We start from the raw sequence: 18,978 nt of genomic DNA on the forward strand, positions 1-18,978 counted from the left end.
AGCGGCCGGCACTACCGCTTCGACGTCGGCAGCGTCTGCTTCAACGCGTCGATGCCCTGCCACGGGTCCGACTTCAATCGCTTCGCCCGTGCCAATGCCTTGTCCATCGGAAACGCGTCGGCAGCGCTGACCCGCGCCAGTTCTTCCCAGCGCAGCGGCACCGCCACGCCCGCGCTCTCGCGCGCACGCAGCGACCACGAACATACGCTGGTCGCGCCGCGTGTATTGCGCAGCCAGTCGATGAAGATCACCCCGCTTCGCTTGGCCTTGCTCATCGTCGCCACGTAGCGGTCCGGCGCCTGTTCGGCCATCGCCTGCGCGAACGCCTCGCAGAACGCTTTCGCGTCCTCCCAGTCCGCCTTGGGCAGCAGCGGCACCACCACATGCACGCCCTTGCCACCGGACAACCGCACGAAGCTCCGCAGGCCGGTCTCCTGCAAACGATCGCGCACATCACGCGCGCCGCGCTTCACGTCGGCCCAGCTCACGCCCTCACCCGGATCAAGATCGAACACCAGCCGGTCGGGATGCTCGGGATCGGCCACCGTCGCCCCCCAGGGATGCAGCTCCAGGGTGTTCATCTGCACCAATTGCAGCAGCCCGCGTTCGTCATCGATATAGACGTAGTCCTCGCGCCCGCTCTTCTGCTGCAGCGGCACTGCATGCACGGCGTCGCCCAGGCCTTGGCCGTGGTGCTTCTGGAAGAAACAGGCCTTGCCCACGCCATCCGGACAGCGCAGCAGCGACAGCGGCCGTCCACTGATTTCCGGCAGGATCCATCGCGCCATCTGCCGGTAGTAGTCGGCGACGTCGCCCTTGCTGAGCTTCTTCTTCGCAAACACCACGCGCTCGGGATGGGTGATGGCAACGTCGTCACCGTCATCGGCCGGTGCTGCTCTCATTCCCAGGTCCTCCCTCTGCTTGTCGCTGCGCAGTCGCTTGAAGCTGGCCTGGCGCAGCAATCCCTCCTTGCCCCAGCCACGGAACGCGACCTCGGCCACCGTCATCGGCTTCACCCAGCGCACGCTGGCCGTACGGAATGGCACGTGCGACGGCAGTTCCAGCACCGCTGCTTTCACCGCCAGCGGCGCCAGCGCCGCCGACAGCGCGCGCAGGCTCTCGTCGTCGAAGCCGGTACCGACCCGGCCGACATAGCGCAGGCCGCCCTTGTCCGGCGTGGCCAGCAGCAGCGAACCGAATCCCACCCGCGAGCCCTTTGGCGCGGTGTGGCCGATGATCAGGAATTCATCGGTGTCCTCGTGCTTCACCTTCACCCAGCTTCGTGCGCGGGCGTTCACGTAGGGCGCATCGACCTGCTTGCTGACGATGCCTTCGAAGCCCGCCTTGCCGCTGGCCTCGAACACCGCCGGGCCGTGATCGATGACGTGCTCGCTGAAAGCCAGCGTGCCAGGCGTATCGCCAATCAGCGCTTTCAGCAGTGCCTTGCGTTCCAGCAGCGGCGCGCGGCTGATGTCGACCCCGGCCACGCCCGGCAGATCGAACACGATGTAGCGCAGCGGTTGTTTCGAGCTGCCGTCGATCACCCGCTGCAGCGCGGCGAAGTCGCTGCGGCCGTTGTCGTCCAGCACCACCAGTTCCCCATCCAGACGTGCATCGCGTACCGGCAGCGCCTGTACGGCCTGCACCACTTCGGGAAAATCCGCGGTCCAGTCCAGGCCATTGCGCGAGCGCAGTTTGACCTCGCCCTCGTGCAGATCGGCCAGCAGCCGGTAGCCATCCCACTTGATCTCGTGCAGCCAACGCTCACCATCGGGCGCGGTGTCGCGATGATCGGTGAGCTGTGGTTTGAACTGGCGCGGGTAGCTCTTGTCACGCGCCCCATCCAGCTTCAGCGCGCGCGCATGCCAGCGTGCATCGGCCTTGCGTGGATGTGCGGTACGCGGCGCTGGCGCCGCCTTCTTCGTAGAGGCCCGGTTGGTCTTCGCAGGCTTCCGGGTCGGCGCGTGCAGCAGATCATCCGCTTCGGCATCCCGCGCCTGCTCGTCGTCGCGCTTGATCAGCAGCCACTGCACCTGGCGGCCCTTCATCGCCGTGCGCACCAGCTTCCAGCCACCGGCCAAGCGCTGTCCATGCAACACGAAGTCGATCTTGCCGGCCCCCAATGCTTGCAGCGGATCGTCTTCGCAGGCCCAGCTGCCGTGGTCGAATACATCGACGTGGCCGGCGCCGTAGTGTCCTTCCGGAATATCGCCTTCGAAGCCGGCATAGGACAGCGGGTGGTCTTCCACCTCCACCGCCAGACGCTTCTCACCCACCCGCAGCGACGGCCCCTTCGGCACCGCCCAGCTCTTCAGCACGCCATCCATTTCCAGGCGGAAATCGTAGTGGCGGCTGCTGGCGTGGTGCAGCTGAACCACGAAGATCGGCCGTCGCTTCGGGTTGCCCCGTGCAGGCGTTTCATCCGGCTCGGGGGTCTGCCCGCTGCCTCCGCCCAGCCGACGCTTGCGCCGGTACTGATGCAACGACATGGCTCAACCTGCCTTGCGTCGCGCGACGGTTTTCTTTGCAGCCTTCTTCGCCGGGGCCTTTTTTGCCGGTGTCTTCTTCGCCGCTGTCTTCCTGGCCGGTGCCTTGCCCGCTGCCGCCTTCTTCGCCGGCGTGCGCTTGTTGGCATCCAGGCTCTTCTGCAGCAGCGACATGAAGTCCACCACGTTGGTGGTGGCATCTTCGCGCGGTGCCGGCTCGTCTTCTACCTTGGTCGTGCCGCCCTTGGACTTGATGCGCTTGTTCAGCACCTGCTGCAGGCGTTCGCGGAATTCATCGTGATACTGCGACGGATCCCAGTCGCCGGACATCGACTCGATCAGCTGCTCGGCCATCGCCGTTTCCTTGCTGGTGATGCGGTAATCGGCGAGCTTTCCACTGGGCAGCTTGTAGTCGTCAGGCTCGACCAGTTCCTGTGGATAACGCAGGATCATCAGCACCAGTGCGTCGTCATTGGGCATCACCGCGCACAGGTACTCGCGCGTGCGCACCACCACCCGTGCGATACCGACCTTGCCAGTGCTGCGCAGCGTTTCCCGCAGCAGCACGTAACCTTTCTCGGCCTTTTTCCCCGGCACCAGCAGATAGGGCTTCTCGTAGTAGCGCGGATCGATCTGGCTGGCGTCGACAAAGGTTTCCACCTCCACCGTTTCATGGCTTTCCGGTGCCGCCGAACGGATATCGTCTTCCTCCAGCACGACGTAGCTGCCCTTGTCGTACTCGAAGGCCTTGACGATGTCCTTCCACGGCACTTCCTCGCCGGTATCGGCGTTGACCCGTTCAAAGCGGATCGGTTTGCGGTCGCGCGAATCGAGCATGCGGAAGTGCAGGTCGACCTTGCGCTCACCGGACATCAGCGAGACCGGTACGTTGAGCAGGCCGAAGGAAAGCGTACCGGTCCAGATCGGGCGGGCCATGATGCGCACCTGGGTTTCAGCAGGGGTAGCCAGCTTCGGCCGGCTACCGTGAAACAACCGTGTCGGCAACGTGCACGCCGTGCGGGTAGTGCCGGCCGCTGGCCGGCATCCTCAGGATTCAACGAGCCGCCGGCCAGCGGCCGGCACTACTGCAGCAGCGGCCTCACCGCAGCGGCAGGGATGTGGTCCAGCGCGCGCCAGGCATCTTCCACCACCGGCTGCGCCTGTGCCCAGTTCAGGCGCGACTGTCCACGCATCTGGTCCCAGTGCTCGGCCAGTTCGCCACTGGTATCGGCCTCACCTCCACGCGGCCAGTCGGCGGCATGGGTGGTCAGCGCGAAGGCATACACCGGGCACAGATCGCGCCAGTTGCGATGCCCCTGTCCGCGGCGTTCCTCGTAGTCGCTCAGCATGTACTGCAGGTAATCCTGCGCCACCGCTTGGGGATCCTCCAGGCGGCGCGTCCGGCGCTGCGTGCTGCGCTGGCCCAGCGGATCCAGCAGGGCGTTGAACACGGACGGGGCGGGGCGTTCAAGACGGGGCATGGCCGGCTCCTGCAGCAGGGCGGGTGGGCAGGAATACGCGCGCCGCCGTTATCCAGTCGTGACAAAGATGTTCATGACGCCAGGTTCGCAGTGGCTTTACCTCGTCCGCGCTGTAGTGGAGGCCTACCGGAGGAATGCCCCATGACCACCACCCGTGACCCCCTGCGTGAGAACCACACCCCCGAGCCGGGCGAGCAGCGCGGCAAACACGATCTGGCCGACGCCGAGGACCGTGGCGCCGGCATGTCGACACCCGACGAGGGTGCATTGCCGGTCGTGCGCCGGCCTGAGCAGGCCGCACAGGACCGCAAGGACTGTGGCGATCGCAACCGCGGTGGCCAGGAAAGCCCGCTGAAGCGGCGCGAGCGCAAGCAGCACGCCAGCGACAACCAGGACGAGGCGCTGGAAGAGACCTTCCCGGCCAGCGACCCGACCTCACCGTTCGTCCCAGCCAAGGCCCCCGATTGACGGGTAGTGCCGGCCGCTGGCCGGCAACCTTGTCCCCTGCACGAAGCGATGCCGGCCAGCGGCCGGCACTACTGCTTCAGCGCCATGACCACTGCAGGCCGACGCTGGCGCGGCGGTCCGGCCCCGGTTCGAAGAACCGGCCGTTGCCGTCGTTGACGATCACCGAGCCGATGTAGCGCTGGTCCAGCACGTTGTCGATACGCGCGAATGCGCGCAGGTCACCGGACTGCAGCGTCCAGCTGCGCCCGGCTTCCAGGTTCAGCAGTGCGTATCCCGGCGCGCGCTCGGTGGCGATGTCGTTCACGACCACGTCGCTGCTGGCGGCAGCTTCCAGCGCCCACTGCCAGTCCCCCGGCGACCACTGCAGGCGCGCATACGCCTGCTGCCGGGGCACGCCGGGCAGGCGGCTGCCGGCGGCAACGACGGTATCGGGCACGGCGCAGTCGCTGGCCGCGCAGGCAAGGTAGGGCGAGCGCACCTGCGCCTGCAGCCAGGTCCAGGCCAGCTGCAGCTCCAGCTGCTCGGCCATCGGTTGCCGGTACTGCAGCTCCACACCCTGGCGGCGGGTGCGGCCGATGTTGCGGTACGTGCTGCGACCGTTGGTATTGCTGGCAACGGCCAGCTCATCGTCTGTATCTGCGCGGAACAGGCTCACATCGAGCTGCCTTCCATCCTGCGCATGCCACTTGCTGCCCACTTCCAGGCTGCGGCTGCGGGCGGCCGCCAGATCCAGCGCCAGCCCGGCCTGGCCGTCGGCGCGGTAACCCAGTTCGTTGAACGTCGGGGTTTCAAATCCACGGCCCACGGCCGCGTGCAGGCGCCACTGCGGGCTTGCCTCGAAGCTGACACCCGCCACCGGCGTGGTGGCCTGGTAGCGGCGGCTGCCGCTGTCGTCCGGGTTGCGCCCGACGATGTAGCGATCATCCGATTCGAAGCGCACCGTGCTGTGGCGCACTCCGGCCAACAGCGACCAGCGCGGGCTCCATTGCCACCACGCCTGCGCGAACTGGTCCACGTTCTGCACGATGTCGATCTGGTCGCGGCGCAGGCGACCGCGTACGCCCACGCTGCTGCCGATGAAGTTCTCGTAGCCAGTGCGGTGCTGGCGCTGGCGATCGGCGTTCACGCCCACCACCAGATCCAGCGGGCGGCCCCACAGATCGCCGTTCCAGCCCCAGCGCGCGTCCAAGCCGCCGTAGCCGCCATCCAGGTCGATCACGCCACCGGCGTGCAATGGGTTGGCCTGCGGTCCCGGGGGAATCGGCAGGTACTGGCTCACCGCGCGCTGCCCGGCATAGCCCATCAGCTGCCAGCGCTGCGCACCGGCTTCCCGCGTCCAGCGCAGGCCGGCCTGCTGCTGGCGCACCGATTTGCGGGTGTTGTACTGCTCAGCCACCGCCGTGGCCTGGCGCGGGTCGGCCGCCACCTGCGCGCGGGTCAGGCCCAGCGGGTCCTGCGCGTTGGGCGCATGCAGCGCATTGAGCAGCAGTTCCAGGCGGCCGCCAGCGAGCTCGGTGCCCAGCCGCGCGTTCAACGATTCGCGGCGCGCACGGCTATGGTCACGCCAGCCATCGGTACTGAAATGGTTGGCGGCCACGTTGTAGTCGATGCCCTTGCCCGCCCCGCGCAGCTGCGCGCCGACGCTGAGCGTGTTGTCGGCACCGGCATTCACCCGCAGCCGCCACGGGTCACCGGCCTGGCCCTGCGCGCTCCACACCTGCAGCACGCCGCCGGAGGAATTACCGTACAACGCCGAGAACGGCCCGCGCAGCACCTCGATGCGTTCGGCACCGAGCAGGCTGGCGTGCGACAGCTGGCCCTGGCCATCGGGCATGGTCGCCGGCACCCCATCGATCAGCACCCGCACCCCGCGCACGCCGAAGGTCGAACGGGCGCCGAAGCCACGGATCGACAGCTGGGTGTCCTGTGCGAAGTTCTGCCGGTCCCTGGCCAGCAGGCCCGGCACCCCGCCCAGCGCCTCGGACAGCTGCGCGTTGGGGCCGCTACGGTCGGCATCGATCCACACCGTATCCAGGCTGGCGGGCAGGGCGAAGGGATCCACGCCCGGCACCCGCGCGGCCTGCACCTGGACCGCTGGCAGTGCGGTGGGCGAGGGCGCGGCCGCCACCGAAAAAGGCGACAGCAGCAGGGCGGACAGCGGCAGGCAATGACGTCGTGCGGCGGAATTCATGATTCAGGTTGATGGATCGAGCGGCAACGCACGCCATGGTACGGGCAGGCGGATGACGATGGCGGCGGCCAGCCCCGGCAGGCTTTGTTACGATGGGCTGTTTCCGGCCGAAAAGCCGCAAGCCGCGTGGCGCAATTCCTCCCCCTTTCCGTCTACCGAACGAGTACCGCCGTGTCCTTCTTTGCAAACGTGGAACTGGTCCCAGGCGACCCGATCCTGGGCCTGACCGAGGCGTACAACGCCGACAGCCGCCCGACCAAGGTCAACCTGGGTGTGGGCATCTACTACGACGAGAGCGGCCGCATTCCGCTGCTGCGCGCCGTCAAGCAGATCGAGCAGCAGCTCGCCAACGAAGCCAAACCGCGCGGCTACCTGCCGATCGATGGCCTGCCGGCATACACCCAGGCTACCCGTGAGCTGGTGTTCGGCAAGGATTCGCCGCTGCTGGCCGCCGGCCGCGTCACCACCGCACAGACCGTCGGTGGCAGCGGTGCGCTGCGCGTCGGCGCCGACGTGCTGAAGAAGCTGCTGCCGCACGCCACCGTCGCGCTGAGCAACCCGAGCTGGGAAAACCACCGCGCCGTGTTCAGCGCCGCTGGTTTCGAGGTGGTCGATTACACCTACTTCGACCCGACCACCCATGGCGTGAACTTCGACGGCCTGCTGGCCGACCTGGGCAAGCTGGAAGCGGGCACCGTGGTGCTGCTGCACGCCTGCTGCCACAACCCCACCGGCGCCGACCTCACCGTCAGCCAGTGGAAGCAGGTCGCGCAGCTGCTGAAGGACCGCCAGCTGTTCCCCTTCATCGACATGGCCTACCAGGGCTTCGACAAGGGCATCGAGCAGGACGGCGCCGCCGTGCGCATCATCGCCGAGGCCGGCATCGACAGCTTCATCGTCGCCAACTCGTACTCCAAGTCGTTCTCGCTGTATGGCGAGCGCGTGGGTGCGCTGTCGATGGTGGCGCCGACCGCCGCTGACGCCAAGGCCGTGCAGTCGCAGGTCAAGCGCGTGATCCGCACGATCTACTCCAGCCCGTCCACGCACGGTGCTGCACTGGTTGCCGGCGTGCTGACCAACCCGGAACTGCGCGCGATGTGGGAGCAGGAACTGACCGAGATGCGCGAGCGCATCCACGCCCTGCGCCAGGGCCTGGTCGAGAAGCTGGCCGCCGCCGGTGCCCCGCAGTTCGGCTTCATCAACGAGCAGGCCGGCATGTTCTCGTACTCCGGCCTGAGCCGCGAACAGGTCGAGCGCCTGCGCGACGAGTTCGGCATCTACGCCGTCGGCACCGGCCGCATCTGCGTGGCCGCGCTGAACCAGAACAACCTGGAATACGTCGCCAAGGCCGTGGCCACCGTCGCCAAGGGCTGAAGCACCCCTCCAGTGGTTTGAAAACAAAGGCGCCGCAAGGCGCCTTTGTTTTTGCTCCTGCCTTCGCCAAGGGTTGCTGTAGAGTCGAGCCTGCGCTCGGCTTGCGCGGCGTGACGGACGAAGAGCAGCCGAGCGCGGGCTCGGCTCTACAGAAGCAGAGCGCCCCGCTTCTGCAGCGCAACGCCTCTGGAAACGATTACGCCCTCCCCGCTCACCCACGCGCAAGTCAGACCAGCGACAATAGTCGTTTCCCCGTTGCCGAGACCTGCCCGCCCATGTCCCGTACCTCGTTGACCCGCTTCCTGATCCAGCAGCAGCACGCCGGCCGCATCAACGCCGACCTGCGCCAGCTGATCGCGGTCGTCGCCCGCGCCTGCACCAGCATCTCCATCGCCGTCAGCAAGGGCGCCCTCGGTGGCGTGCTCGGCGAAGCCGGCACCGGCAACGTGCAGGGCGAAGCGCAGAAGAAGCTGGATGTCATCAGCAACGAGATCCTGCTGGAGGCCAACGCCTGGGGCGGTCACCTCGCTGCCTGCGCATCGGAGGAAATGGACCACAGCCAGCCGGTGCCGGACATCTACCCGCGCGGCGATTTCCTGCTGCTGTTCGATCCCCTCGATGGCAGCTCCAACATCGACGTCAACGTCTCCGTCGGCACCATCTTCTCGGTGCTGCGTTGCCCGACCAACGTCGAGCTGCCTGGCGATGACGCCTTCCTGCAGCCGGGCAGCAAGCAGATCGCCGCCGGCTACTGCATCTACGGTCCCAGCACGCAGCTGGTGCTGACCGTCGGCCACGGTACCCACGCCTTCACCCTCGACCGCGAAACCGGCGAGTTCCTGCTGACCACCGAGAACATGCAGATCCCGGCGGCCACCCAGGAGTTCGCCATCAACATGTCCAACCAGCGCCACTGGGAAGCGCCGATGCAGGCCTATGTGGAAGATCTGCTGGCCGGCAAGGAAGGCCCGCGCGGCAAGAACTTCAACATGCGCTGGATCGCCAGCATGGTCGCCGACGTGCATCGCATCCTGACCCGCGGCGGCATCTTCATCTACCCGTGGGACAAGAAGGAACCGGGCAAGGCCGGCAAGCTGCGCCTGATGTACGAAGCCAACCCGATGGGCCTGCTGGTGGAGCAGGCGGGCGGTACGGCCTGGACCGGTCGCGAACGCATCATCGACCTGCAACCCGACCAGCTGCACCAACGCGTGCCGGTGTTCCTCGGTTCGCGCGAAGAGGTCGCCGAGGCCGTGCGTTATCACCAGGAGCATGACGCGAAGAGCGTCTGACAGCGGCCATCCCTACAGCGGTCATGGCAGATTGATGACATGACCGCAGGGTGACAGCAGCGGCTGCAAACGGCACCATCAAGCCCTTGCCGTCGAAGGAATGCACGCATGCACGAGCCGGGCCCTGTCGATTTCATCGAGGTCATCCACAACGCCGTCCCCAGCGACGTGTGCGCTGCGATCGTCGCCCGCATGCGTGCAAGTCAGGGCCTGAAACCCGGTGCAGTGGGCAGCGGCGTGTTCCCGGAACTCAAGCACAGCAAGGATCTGCGGATCAGCGGCGTGGAGGGCTGGCAGGATGTGGACCAGCAGCTGCAACAGGCGGTTTTTGCCGGTCTGCAGACTTATCTACGCCGTTATCCACAGGCATTGATCGCGCCGCTGATGTTGCAGATCCAGGACAGCAACGGCCAGCCGCGACGTCTGTCGGCCGAGGATTTTCCCGACATGGCACCGGAACAGCTTGCGGATCTGGCGCGCACCTGCCTGCGCCCGGGCGCGATCAACCTGCAGTGGTACGCAGCGGGCGAGGGCGGCTACCCGTACTGGCACTGCGAGCTGTACCCGAAGGATGCGCAGGCCGAGACCCTGCACCGGCATGTGCTGTGGACGCTGTACCTCAACGACGACTTCGAAGAAGGCGAAACCGAGTTCCTGTTCCAGGGCCGGAAGATCGCACCGCGTACCGGCAGTCTGTTGATTGCGCCGACGGCGTTTACCCATACCCATCGCGGCAACCGGCCACAGGGTGGCGACAAGTTCATCGCCACCAGCTGGATCCTGTTCCAGAGTGCGCAGAAGTTGTTTGGTGGGGGCTGATACGCAGCACCGCGCTGTGACCGCCGCTGCCTAGAACAGACTGCCCTGCGGCGTATCCACCTTCGGCGGCAACGGTTTCTCGAACCGGCTGCAATCCAGCTTCGGCCAGTGGCTGTTCTGCGCATTGAACCCGAGGCGCTTGCGCGCCAGCTTGAAGCGGTTGCTCAACAGCTCCGCATAGACGCCCTGGCCACGCATGCGCGTGCCGAACTGGCTGTCGTAATCCTTGCCGCCACGCAGCTGCTGGATCGTGCTCATCACATGCGCGGCACGATCCGGATGGTGGGTATCCAGCCAATCGCGGAACAACGGCGCCACTTCCAGCGGCAAGCGCAGCAGCACGTAGCCTGCGGTGCTGGCGCCGGCATCATGCGCAGCCTCCAGCACGGCTTCCAGTTCGCTGTCGTTGATCCACGGAATCACCGGCGCCACCATCACACCGACCGGGATACCGGCCTCGTGCAGGCGCTTCATGGCACGCAGGCGCGCATGGGGTGCCGAGGCACGCGGCTCCAGTTTCGCCGACAGATGCGGATCCAGCGATGTCACCGAGAAATGCACGCTGACCAGGTTCTCCGCCGCCAGTGGTGCGAGCAGATCGATGTCGCGCTCGACCAGCGCGTTCTTGGTGATCAGCGAGAACGGGTGTTTGGTTTCGAGCATCACCTCGATCAGCTGACGGGTCAGCTTGAACTTGCGCTCGATCGGCTGGTACGCGTCGGTGTTGATGCCCAGCGCGATCGGATGCGGCACGTAGCCCGGCTTCGACAGTTCCTTGCGCAGCAGCTGGGGCGCGTTGGTCTTGGCAAACAGCTTGGTCTCGAAGTCCAGGCCAGGCGATAGGTTCAGATAGGCATGCGAGGGACGCGCGAAGCAGTACGAGCAGCCGTGCTCGCAGCCTCGATACGGATTCACCGACTGGCTGAAGCCAACGTCCGGCGAGTTGTTGCGGCTGATGATGCTGCGAGCGGTCTCCGCGCGTACTTCGGTGCGCAGGCGCGGGGCGCGGAACTCCTCGCTTTCGTCCACTGCCCAGCCATCGTCCACCGCCTCGCTGACGGTGCTTTCAAAACGCCCCGCAAGATGGGACGTGGAACCCCGGCCCTTGATGGCGGCCTGGGCGTTGCGAGGGGGATGCTGCATGTTGCCCTCCGGCCGTTACGGGGTATTAGTATTATTGCTAACCACAGGCAGCGCAAGCAGCCAGGATTCACGTAGCTGTAGGCGCGGAGGCGTATGGGACCGCACGTTGACCCCAGACTTGTCCACAGGGTTGCGTGGCTTGCGACCGGGCGCGCGCCATCGCCGCGGCAGGCCAGCATGGGCCACGGGTGTCTCAACAGCTGCGATGGGAAGATCGGCTACAGGGACGCACGCCAAGCCGGAATACGGCGACCTGCCGCACGTCCTCCGGCTTCAATCTGCCGGGGAAGTCCCATGCACTGCTACAGCAGTGCCAGGTAACCCTTCACCGTGGCATCCAGGCCGTCGTACAGCGCCTCGCCGATCAGCGCGTGGCCGATCGAGACCTCCAGCACCTCCGGCACATCGGCCAGGAAGTCACGCAGGTTGTCCTGCGACAGGTCGTGTCCGGCATTCACACCCAGGCCGACGGCCTGTGCACGGCGTGCGGCGGTGGCAAACAGTTCAAGCATTGCCCGTACGTCGCCAGCAGCATGGGCCTCGGCATACGGGCCGGTGTACAGCTCGATGCGGTCGGCGCCGACCTCGGCCGCCTGTTCCAGCAGCGGGTTGCCGGCATCCACGAACAGGCTCACCCGGCAGCCCATCGCCTTCAGTTCGGCCACCAGCGGGCGCAGTCGCTGCGCGTCGCGCTCGAAGTCGAAACCATGGTCAGAGGTGATCTGGCCATCGCCATCGGGAACCAGCGTGGCCTGTGCCGGGCGCGTCTGCGCGCACAGCGGCAGCAGCCCGGGGTAGCCCTCACGCGGCGGCGCGAACGGGTTGCCTTCGATGTTGAACTCGACGCCCCGCGCACGGGTCAGCGCCGACAGTGCCAGCACGTCCTCGGCGGTGATGTGGCGGCGGTCCGGCCGCGGGTGCACGGTGATGCCATGCGCGCCCGCATCCAGGCAGGCCTGGGCGGCACGCACCACGTCCGGTTCGGCACCGCCACGCGAGTTGCGCAGGACGGCGATCTTGTTGACGTTGACGCTGAGCTGGGTCATGGAACGGGACTACGGGGAGTAAGAGGGAGGGTCGCTGCCGTCAGCCGGGGGAACCTTGGCCTGTTCGCGCAGACGCCGCAGTTCATCGCTGTCCACCAGTGTCGCCGGATCACGCTGAAGGTCGCCAAAGCGTGCGACGTAACGGCCACGCACCCACGCCAGCAGGAAGGCGAGGGCGCCCAGCAGGGCCAGTGACATCAGCCCCATGTTCGGTGTTTTCAACGCAAAGGCGAAGCAGCCCAGCGCCAGCAGCAGGTACAGCCAGTACATTGTCAGTCTCCCCGGGCCACCGCCGCAGTGTAGCGCTGCCTCACAGCAGCGGCGAGGCCAATCGCGCGAAGGCCTCGGGCAACCGATGCAGCCACAGCGAGCGCCCTGCCTGGTCGTGTACGCGGGTGGCGCGCTCGAACTCGGACTGCAGCAACAGGGACAGTTCCGCCACCCGGCCACGATCGCTGATCATCATCGACAGCTCGAAATTCAGGCGGAAGCTGCGGTGATCGAAGTTGGCGCTGCCGACGATGCAGACATCATCGTCGGCGATGAAGGCCTTGGTATGCAGCATGCGCGGACCGTACTCGTAGATCTTCACTCCCGCATGCAGCAGTTCGTCGAAGTACGAGCGGGCGGCCTGGGTGACGAACCAGGAGTCGCTCATCTTCGGTACCAGCAGGCGCACGTCCAGGCCGCCGAGTGCCGCCGACGTCAGCGCCATCCGCGCCGCCTCGCCAGGTACGAAGTAAGGCGTCACCAGCCAGACCCGCTCACGTGCTTCCTGGATGGCGGCCACATGCAGTCTGTGGATCGTCTCCCATCCCGAATCCGGGCCGGAGACCAGCACCTGCGCGTCGATCGCGCCGTCGCCGCGCAGGGCCATATCGCTCGGCCACAGCCGGGCGATGTCGAACCGCGAGTGATCCTGGCCACTGGCGTACAACCAGTCCTCGGCAAACACCAACTGCAGGCTGCGCACCACGTGCCCGCGCAGGCGCATGTGCAGATCGCGATAGGCATTCGGGTTGCGACTTTCGTCTTCGTCGTCGGTGATATTGATGCCGCCGGTGAACGCCAGCCGGCCATCGACGATCACCAGCTTGCGGTGCGTGCGCAGGTTCAACCAGGGGCGTTTGAACGGCTTCAGCAGCTGCCGCGGATGGAACCAGACCACTTCCGCGCCGGCATCCAGCAGCGGCTGCACGAAGCGCTGGCGCACGGCGGAGGAGCCTACCGCGTCCAGTAGCAGCCGTACCTGCACACCGGCACGGGCCCGTTCCAGCAAGGCATCCCGCAACGCGGTGCCGGCGTGGTCGGGATTGAAGATGTAGTACTCCAGATGCACATGGTCACGGGCCTGCGCCACCGCTTCCAACAGCGCAGCATAGGTGGCCGCGCCGTCGACCAACCAGGTCACTTCGGTGGCGGTGCTTGGCGCCAGCCCAGTCGTCGCCTGCGCGATCTTGGCCAGCTCGGTGCAGTCGGCATCGGGTGGGCAGACATCGCTGTAGTGCTCCATGCCCGAGCGCGCACGACCGCGTCGCAGCCGTTGCCGCTTCACCTTCTGCGGTCCCAGCAGGTAGTAGATGAAGAGGCCGAGGTAGGGCAGCAGCGCCAGCGACAGGATCCAGCTCAGCGTGGCCACCGGCTCGCGCTTCTGCAGCATGATCCAGCCGGTCAGGGCGAGCAGGTACAGCAGGTAGGCCACCGCCAGGATCGTTCCCAGGTGGGCGATGCCATCAAGCCAATGGCGCACGGAATCGAAGAGGGCGAGCATCCGCCGATCATAGCGGGGACACGCACCGGTCAGCGGCATTTGTTCCCAGACGCGTTCCCGGCAAGACGCATCCACGCATGGCGTGGATCCACGTGTCGACCAAGGTCGACACCTACCAAGCGCAGGCATGTCATTCAAAAAAAGACGCCCCTGTTTCCAGGGGCGTCTGCAGTCGCGTCATGACTGATGTATTGCGGTGTAGCGATTTACTGCTGCACGAAGCCGATCTTCTTCATCTGAGCATTCTTCGCGGCGGCCAGAACCTTGGCCATCACGTCGTACTCCGAATCCGGGCTGGCATCGATCCGCAGTTCCGGCTGGTTGGTCGGGTCACGCTGGACCTCCTGCTCCATCCGCTGCTGCAGTTCGCTTGCGTTGATCGGGCTGTTGTTCCACGAGACCTGGTTGCTGGCGTCGATCTTCAACTCGATCGGCGGCGGCGGTTCGACCAGCTGCGGCGGTGGGTTGAGCACGCGCTGCGGCAGGTCCACGGCGATCGGGTACGTCATGATCGGCGCGGTGACGATGAAGATGATCAGCAGCACCAGCATCACGTCCACGAGGGGCGTGACGTTGATGTCTGCCATGGGGCCTTTGCCACCACCACTACTGAATGCCATGGCTTATTGCCCCTTCTCTTTGGTCGCCACGAAGCCGACGTCCAGCATGCCCTGTTCCTGCGCGATCTTGGTCATCTCGTTGATGACACGCATCTTGGTGGTGCGGTCACCACGCAGGTTCAACGGCGGCTGCGGGGTCTGCTGGGCGGCGGTCGCCAAGCGCGACTCGAGGGTCTGCTTGTTGATCTCTTCGTCGTTCCAGTAGATCGAACCGTCTTCCTTGACTGCCAGGGTGATGGGACCCTTGCGGTCGTTGGTGTCGTCCGGCTTCTGGACCAGATTGGCCTCCGGCAGATCCACCTTGACCTTGTGGGACATCAGCGGCGCCGTGATGATGAAGATGATCAGCAGCACCAGCATCACGTCCACGAGGGGCGTAACGTTGATGTCGGCCATGGGGCCGCCGCTGTTACCACTACTGAAAGCCATAACGGGCTCCGTCTAGATCTTGGTGACTACGTTCTCGCGGGTACAGCGCGTCGCAATTAGCGGACGCGCGAACCGGTGGCGAAGAAGTCGTGCAGGTCGTGCGCGAAGGTATCGAACTTGCTGATGGTCGCGCTGTTGATCTTGCTGAAGAAGTTGAAGGCGAACACGGCCGGGATCGCGACGAACAGACCGATGGCGGTCATGATCAGTGCTTCACCCACCGGGCCGGCAACGGCGTCGATCGAAGCGGAGCCGGTGGCACCGATCTTGATCAGCGCGCCGTAGATGCCCCACACGGTACCCAGCAGACCGACGAACGGAGCGGTTGCACCGACGGTGGCCAGCAGGGTCATGCCCGACTGCAGCTTGTTGCTTTCGCGGGTCACGGCCTGGCGCAGAGCGCGGTCGACGAACTCCGAACGGCTCAGGTTCTCACCCACGCCGCCGACGGCGCCGCCTTCAGCACGCTGGTGGTGCGCAGCAGCCTGGGCAGCGTCCAGAGCGATCTTCGAGAACGGCTCCGAAGCCGGCTGCTCTTCCATTGCACGGATGGCGTCCTGCGCGTTCGGGGTATCCCAGAACAGGCTGACGACGCGATCAGCGGCGCTCTTCAGGCGGGTAGCACGGAAGATGTTGATGACGGTCCAGTACCAGGACATGGCGGACATGACGACCAGGGTCAGCAGCACGACCCAGGAAACCGCGAAATCACCCGGCTTGGTGGTCATTTCGTGGATCAGATGCTCGAAGCCCATCTGCGACAGGGCGTTGGACGGATTGCCCCCGGCAGCAGCGGCGATGAAAATTTCCTGCAGCATGACGCTTACCTTTGTTGTGTGTGGTGATAAAGGGTGTAGCTAAGCTAAACAATCGAACTGGAGGCGAGGGTGGCCAGGCGGCCACCCGGGCGCATCAGTTCAGCGCAAAGTTGACCGGGACGCGGACGCGGCCAGCAGCCTTCTTACCGCCAGCTTCGGCGGCGTTGAAACGCCACTTGCGGGCAGCTTCCATCGCAGCACGGTCCAGATCGCGGTTACGGCTGGACTTTTCCACCGTGACATTGGTGACGTTGCCCTGGGCATCGACATCAATGATCAGGATCACTTCGCCCTGGATACCAGCGCGGAAGGCGGCCGGCGGATAGCGCGGCGGATTCATGGCCTTCGACGAGATGTCCACGCTGGCCTCGATCGAGGTCGGCGGTGCCGGCGGCGACGGCGGCGACGGCGGGGTGACGATATCGTTCGCGCGCGGTTCCGGCACGTCGACGACCGGCGCCTGCGGCGGCGGCGGGACGGGCGACGGCTTCGGCGGCGACAGATTCTTCACCGGCGGCGGCGGGGTGTCCTGCGGCGGCGGCGGCGGCGGCGGCGGTGGCGGCGGCGGCGGCGCGTCGACGATGGTCACCATGACGTTGCGCTCCTTCTCCGCCACGGCCTTGGGAGCCACGGCAGGAATCAGGAGCATCATGAAGGCGGCCAGATGCAGGGCGATTACAAACGCGATACCGACGATGCGAGGCCAGCTCAGCCCCTTGTCATCGGGTTGTTCGTACCGGTGAACGACTAGTTGTTCCGTCATGCGCCAAGAGCTCAATAGTGGGGCCGGAATCCCGGGGGCGGGATCCCTGATCAGCGGTGCATGACACCGCAGGAACCTCCAAGCTTATACCAATCCTGAGCGCTTGCGCATCAACTGGGCAGGCGTTCAGGCGTTATTCCTACTTACTTCAGGTTGATGATTTTCTTGGCATCCGCCTGGTTCTTCACGCCCTTCGCCAGCGCCTGCTGGGCGGCCTGCTTGGCCTCCGGGACACGACCTTCACTGTGCAAAACGCGTGCCAGATTCAGGTAGGTCTCACCGTCCTTGGAGAGCGGGGCGGCCTTCTGCCACGCGTCGATCGCCTGCGGCACCTGGTCGGAGTAGTAGTAGGACTGGGCCAGTGCCAGGTAGACCTGGTAATCCGGCTTCAGGATGCCCTTCTGCAACCCTTCGTTGATGACCGCGATGACGTCCTTTTCCTTGTTCTCGGTGTTGGCATAGATCGAGTACAGCTGCTTGTACTCGCGCTCTTCGGTGAGCTGACCGCTGCTGCGCAGCTTGTCCATCACCGCGGCGGCCTTCGGCATCTGGTCGGCCTGCATGTACATGTTGGCCAGGTTCAGTTGCGCTTTCTTGTCATTCGGGTTCTTGGCGGCCAGTGCTTCGGCAGCCTGCACGGCCTCACCGGTCTGGCCGGCTTCGGCCAGCGCGGCCATCAGCAGCTGGTTCCAGTTGTCCTTCGGCTCGGCGGCCCCGGCGATGGCCTGCTTCAGCACCGGGATCGCTTCCTGGTAGCGCTCCAGCTGGTACAGCGCCTGGCCCTTGATGATCAGCTCTTCCGGCTTGGTCGACTTGCTCTCGGCGAAATACTTGTCCAGGGTCGCCAGACCTTCAGCGGTCTTGTCTTCCTGGATCTGCAGCTGGCCCAGCATCAGCATCGACTGGAAGTGGCCGTTGTTGTCCAGGCCGTTGAACTGCAGCACCTGCTTCAGGTAGGCGATGGCGGCTGCGGTGTCGTCGGTCTGGTAGGCGGCCTGGGAGGCGAGCTGCGCGGCCAGCGACTTGTCGTACTCGTTGGCGCCTTCGTTGGCCAGGATCTCGTCGGCCAGCGTGCGGGTCTCCGGGAACTTTTCCTTGTTGTAGCTGTCAATCATCTTCTGCAGCTTGCTGCCCAGCTTGGCCGACGACTTCGCTGCCGGTTCCTGGCGGGTCGCGTTCGGGAACAGCACTTCGGCCTTGGCCTGCTTGCCGCCACGGTTGCCACGCTCGGACGAACGCGAGGACTGCGCGAACGCATCGGTGACCACGGCGCCGGTCAGGGCAGTGGCGATGAGGACGGAAAGCACAGCTTTGTGGTTACGGAAAATCATCGTTCACCTCGATCGAACCGCCGGTAGCGGCAAAGTCGGACTGTCAGAAAAATCTGAGCCGCCAAACGTATCAGAAACAGATGGCGTGAGAAATCGTTTTATGTGCTGCAATACAGCATGAATCTGCGCACTCAGCCACACTTTGGCCGGCGTCCGGCCGCCTGGGCCTGCTGGTAGACGGGGCCGAGCGCCGGCACATCACGCTGCAACTCCCTGATCCGATTGGCTGGATCGGGATGGGTGGACAACCATTGCGGGCTGCGACCGCCACTGGCGGCCATCATGTTCTGCCACAGATCGACCGCCTGGGCAGGGTTGAATCCGGCCTCGGCCATCAACCGCTGACCGATCACATCGGCCTCGCTCTCCTGGGTGCGTGAGCCGGGCAACAGGAACGCGGTCTGCGCCCCCATCCCGCCGAGCTGGTTGACCGTGCTGGCCGCGCCTTCGCCGCCATACGCGCCCGCGAGTGCCCCGAGCACCGCCAATCCGGTCTGCGCGCCCATCTGCCGGGTGATGCGCTCTTCATGGTGGCGGGCGATCACGTGGCCGATCTCATGGCCGATCACTGCGGCCAGCTGATCCTGGTTCTTGGCGACGCTGAAGATGCCGGTGTTGACCCCGACCTTGCCGCCGGGCAGGGCGAAGGCGTTGGGTTCCTTGTCGACGAACACCGCCGTCTCCCACCGTACGCCACGGTACTGAGGCGGCAGCTGTGCGACGAGCGCATTGACCACGCATTGCACGTAGCCGTTCTGGCGGCCGTCGCTGCTGATCTTCTCTTTCTGCTTGGTCTCAGCGAATGCCTGCGCACCCAGCTGATCCAGCTGTGCCTGCGACACGCCGCCCACCATCTGCCGACGTCCGGTGGGCGAGGTGGTGGTCGCGCAGGCGCTGACCAGAGTGGTGATGACGATGGCCAACAGCAGTTGTTTCATGGACCCAC

The 18,978-nt window shown here is 65.7% G+C and carries 18 protein-coding genes; 4 read left to right on the forward strand and 14 right to left on the reverse strand.

Annotated elements, in window-relative coordinates:
* Window positions 1–11: 11 nt before the first annotated feature.
* The 3 genes from ligD to HFK18_RS04820 all read right to left on the reverse strand — a co-directional run bounded on the left by ligD (window position 12) and on the right by HFK18_RS04820 (window position 3,967).
* Entirely contained in the window at window positions 12–2,489 is a 2,478-nt protein-coding gene (gene ligD / locus HFK18_RS04810; RefSeq protein ID WP_180164747.1) for a DNA ligase D, read from the reverse strand.
* A 3-nt stretch (window positions 2,490–2,492) separates the two neighbouring features.
* A complete protein-coding gene (locus tag HFK18_RS04815; protein WP_180164749.1) occupies window positions 2,493–3,422 on the reverse strand; it encodes a Ku protein in 930 nt (309 codons plus the stop codon).
* A gap of 146 nt (window positions 3,423–3,568) precedes the next feature.
* A complete protein-coding gene (locus HFK18_RS04820; RefSeq protein WP_025875521.1) occupies window positions 3,569–3,967 on the reverse strand; it encodes a hypothetical protein in 399 nt (132 codons plus the stop codon).
* A gap of 141 nt (window positions 3,968–4,108) precedes the next feature.
* On the opposite strand from HFK18_RS04820, the gene HFK18_RS04825 reads away from it, so the two are divergent.
* Window positions 4,109–4,435: a hypothetical protein gene (locus HFK18_RS04825; protein ID WP_089241889.1), complete on the forward strand. Its 327-nt coding sequence runs from the start codon at window positions 4,109–4,111 to the stop codon at window positions 4,433–4,435.
* A 76-nt stretch (window positions 4,436–4,511) separates the two neighbouring features.
* Here the strand turns inward: HFK18_RS04825 and HFK18_RS04830 are convergent, their stop codons facing one another.
* Window positions 4,512–6,626: a TonB-dependent receptor gene (locus HFK18_RS04830; RefSeq protein ID WP_180164751.1), complete on the reverse strand. Its 2,115-nt coding sequence runs from the start codon at window positions 6,624–6,626 to the stop codon at window positions 4,512–4,514.
* A 171-nt stretch (window positions 6,627–6,797) separates the two neighbouring features.
* Between HFK18_RS04830 and HFK18_RS04835 the strand changes: the two genes are divergently transcribed.
* The 3 genes from HFK18_RS04835 (at window position 6,798) to HFK18_RS04845 (ending at window position 10,111) form a co-directional block, all read left to right on the forward strand.
* Window positions 6,798–8,000, forward strand: coding sequence for an amino acid aminotransferase (locus HFK18_RS04835; protein WP_025875527.1), 1,203 nt, complete (start codon window positions 6,798–6,800; stop codon window positions 7,998–8,000).
* Window positions 8,001–8,275: 275 nt separating this feature from the next.
* A complete protein-coding gene (locus tag HFK18_RS04840; RefSeq protein WP_100554281.1) occupies window positions 8,276–9,292 on the forward strand; it encodes a class 1 fructose-bisphosphatase in 1,017 nt (338 codons plus the stop codon).
* 108 nt (window positions 9,293–9,400) lie between these two features.
* Window positions 9,401–10,111 (forward strand): 2OG-Fe(II) oxygenase, encoded by a 711-nt coding sequence (locus HFK18_RS04845; protein ID WP_180164753.1) that lies wholly within the window; start codon window positions 9,401–9,403, stop codon window positions 10,109–10,111.
* 30 nt (window positions 10,112–10,141) lie between these two features.
* Here HFK18_RS04845 and HFK18_RS04850 read toward each other — a convergent pair whose 3' ends face one another.
* The 10 genes from HFK18_RS04850 to HFK18_RS04895 all read right to left on the reverse strand — a co-directional run bounded on the left by HFK18_RS04850 (window position 10,142) and on the right by HFK18_RS04895 (window position 18,970).
* A complete protein-coding gene (locus HFK18_RS04850; protein ID WP_180164755.1) occupies window positions 10,142–11,254 on the reverse strand; it encodes a PA0069 family radical SAM protein in 1,113 nt (370 codons plus the stop codon).
* Between the two features lie 302 nt (window positions 11,255–11,556).
* Entirely contained in the window at window positions 11,557–12,300 is a 744-nt protein-coding gene (locus HFK18_RS04855) for a pyridoxine 5'-phosphate synthase (protein ID WP_100554277.1), read from the reverse strand.
* Between the two features lie 9 nt (window positions 12,301–12,309).
* Complete coding sequence (locus HFK18_RS04860) at window positions 12,310–12,570, reverse strand: hypothetical protein (protein ID WP_180164757.1); 261 nt, start codon at window positions 12,568–12,570, stop codon at window positions 12,310–12,312.
* A gap of 40 nt (window positions 12,571–12,610) precedes the next feature.
* Window positions 12,611–14,071 carry a cardiolipin synthase gene (gene cls, locus HFK18_RS04865; protein WP_180164759.1) on the reverse strand — a complete coding sequence of 487 codons (1,461 nt, stop codon included), beginning with the start codon at window positions 14,069–14,071 and terminating at the stop codon, window positions 12,611–12,613.
* Window positions 14,072–14,277: 206 nt separating this feature from the next.
* Window positions 14,278–14,691 (reverse strand): biopolymer transporter ExbD, encoded by a 414-nt coding sequence (locus HFK18_RS04870; RefSeq protein WP_004132666.1) that lies wholly within the window; start codon window positions 14,689–14,691, stop codon window positions 14,278–14,280.
* A 3-nt stretch (window positions 14,692–14,694) separates the two neighbouring features.
* Window positions 14,695–15,120, reverse strand: coding sequence for a biopolymer transporter ExbD (locus tag HFK18_RS04875; RefSeq protein WP_012509603.1), 426 nt, complete (start codon window positions 15,118–15,120; stop codon window positions 14,695–14,697).
* Between the two features lie 56 nt (window positions 15,121–15,176).
* Window positions 15,177–15,938 (reverse strand): TonB-system energizer ExbB, encoded by a 762-nt coding sequence (gene exbB / locus HFK18_RS04880; RefSeq protein ID WP_025875552.1) that lies wholly within the window; start codon window positions 15,936–15,938, stop codon window positions 15,177–15,179.
* Between the two features lie 94 nt (window positions 15,939–16,032).
* A complete protein-coding gene (locus HFK18_RS04885) occupies window positions 16,033–16,590 on the reverse strand; it encodes an energy transducer TonB (RefSeq protein ID WP_180164863.1) in 558 nt (185 codons plus the stop codon).
* A 254-nt stretch (window positions 16,591–16,844) separates the two neighbouring features.
* Window positions 16,845–18,032, reverse strand: a complete 1,188-nt coding sequence (locus HFK18_RS04890; RefSeq protein ID WP_099819422.1) for a tetratricopeptide repeat protein — start codon at window positions 18,030–18,032, stop codon at window positions 16,845–16,847.
* A gap of 131 nt (window positions 18,033–18,163) precedes the next feature.
* On the reverse strand, window positions 18,164–18,970 hold the full coding sequence (locus tag HFK18_RS04895) for a M48 family metallopeptidase (RefSeq protein ID WP_025875555.1): 807 nt from the start codon (window positions 18,968–18,970) through the stop codon (window positions 18,164–18,166).
* Window positions 18,971–18,978: the final 8 nt, after the last annotated feature.

Source organism: Stenotrophomonas sp. SbOxS2 (assembly GCF_013416715.1).
In the GTDB taxonomy this organism is placed as follows: Bacteria; Pseudomonadota; Gammaproteobacteria; order Xanthomonadales; family Xanthomonadaceae; genus Stenotrophomonas; species Stenotrophomonas lactitubi.

Bases quoted from the DNA above. Each gene is read 5' to 3' on its own strand.
- HFK18_RS04815 (WP_180164749.1), bottom strand. From the start codon at position 3,422: ATGGCCCGCCCGATCTGGACCGGTACGCTTTCCTTCGGCCTGCTCAAC.
- HFK18_RS04825 (WP_089241889.1), top strand. From the start codon at position 4,109: ATGACCACCACCCGTGACCCCCTGCGTGAGAACCACACCCCCGAGCCG.
- HFK18_RS04895 (WP_025875555.1), bottom strand. From the start codon at position 18,970: ATGAAACAACTGCTGTTGGCCATCGTCATCACCACTCTGGTCAGCGCC.
- HFK18_RS04850 (WP_180164755.1), bottom strand. From the start codon at position 11,254: ATGCAGCATCCCCCTCGCAACGCCCAGGCCGCCATCAAGGGCCGGGGT.
- HFK18_RS04845 (WP_180164753.1), top strand. From the start codon at position 9,401: ATGCACGAGCCGGGCCCTGTCGATTTCATCGAGGTCATCCACAACGCC.
- HFK18_RS04875 (WP_012509603.1), bottom strand. From the start codon at position 15,120: ATGGCTTTCAGTAGTGGTAACAGCGGCGGCCCCATGGCCGACATCAAC.
- HFK18_RS04820 (WP_025875521.1), bottom strand. From the start codon at position 3,967: ATGCCCCGTCTTGAACGCCCCGCCCCGTCCGTGTTCAACGCCCTGCTG.
- exbB (WP_025875552.1), bottom strand. From the start codon at position 15,938: ATGCTGCAGGAAATTTTCATCGCCGCTGCTGCCGGGGGCAATCCGTCC.
- HFK18_RS04830 (WP_180164751.1), bottom strand. From the start codon at position 6,626: ATGAATTCCGCCGCACGACGTCATTGCCTGCCGCTGTCCGCCCTGCTG.
- HFK18_RS04860 (WP_180164757.1), bottom strand. From the start codon at position 12,570: ATGTACTGGCTGTACCTGCTGCTGGCGCTGGGCTGCTTCGCCTTTGCG.
- HFK18_RS04890 (WP_099819422.1), bottom strand. From the start codon at position 18,032: ATGATTTTCCGTAACCACAAAGCTGTGCTTTCCGTCCTCATCGCCACT.
- HFK18_RS04885 (WP_180164863.1), bottom strand. From the start codon at position 16,590: ATGATGCTCCTGATTCCTGCCGTGGCTCCCAAGGCCGTGGCGGAGAAG.
- HFK18_RS04840 (WP_100554281.1), top strand. From the start codon at position 8,276: ATGTCCCGTACCTCGTTGACCCGCTTCCTGATCCAGCAGCAGCACGCC.
- HFK18_RS04855 (WP_100554277.1), bottom strand. From the start codon at position 12,300: ATGACCCAGCTCAGCGTCAACGTCAACAAGATCGCCGTCCTGCGCAAC.
- ligD (WP_180164747.1), bottom strand. From the start codon at position 2,489: ATGTCGTTGCATCAGTACCGGCGCAAGCGTCGGCTGGGCGGAGGCAGC.
- cls (WP_180164759.1), bottom strand. From the start codon at position 14,071: ATGCTCGCCCTCTTCGATTCCGTGCGCCATTGGCTTGATGGCATCGCC.
- HFK18_RS04870 (WP_004132666.1), bottom strand. From the start codon at position 14,691: ATGGCATTCAGTAGTGGTGGTGGCAAAGGCCCCATGGCAGACATCAAC.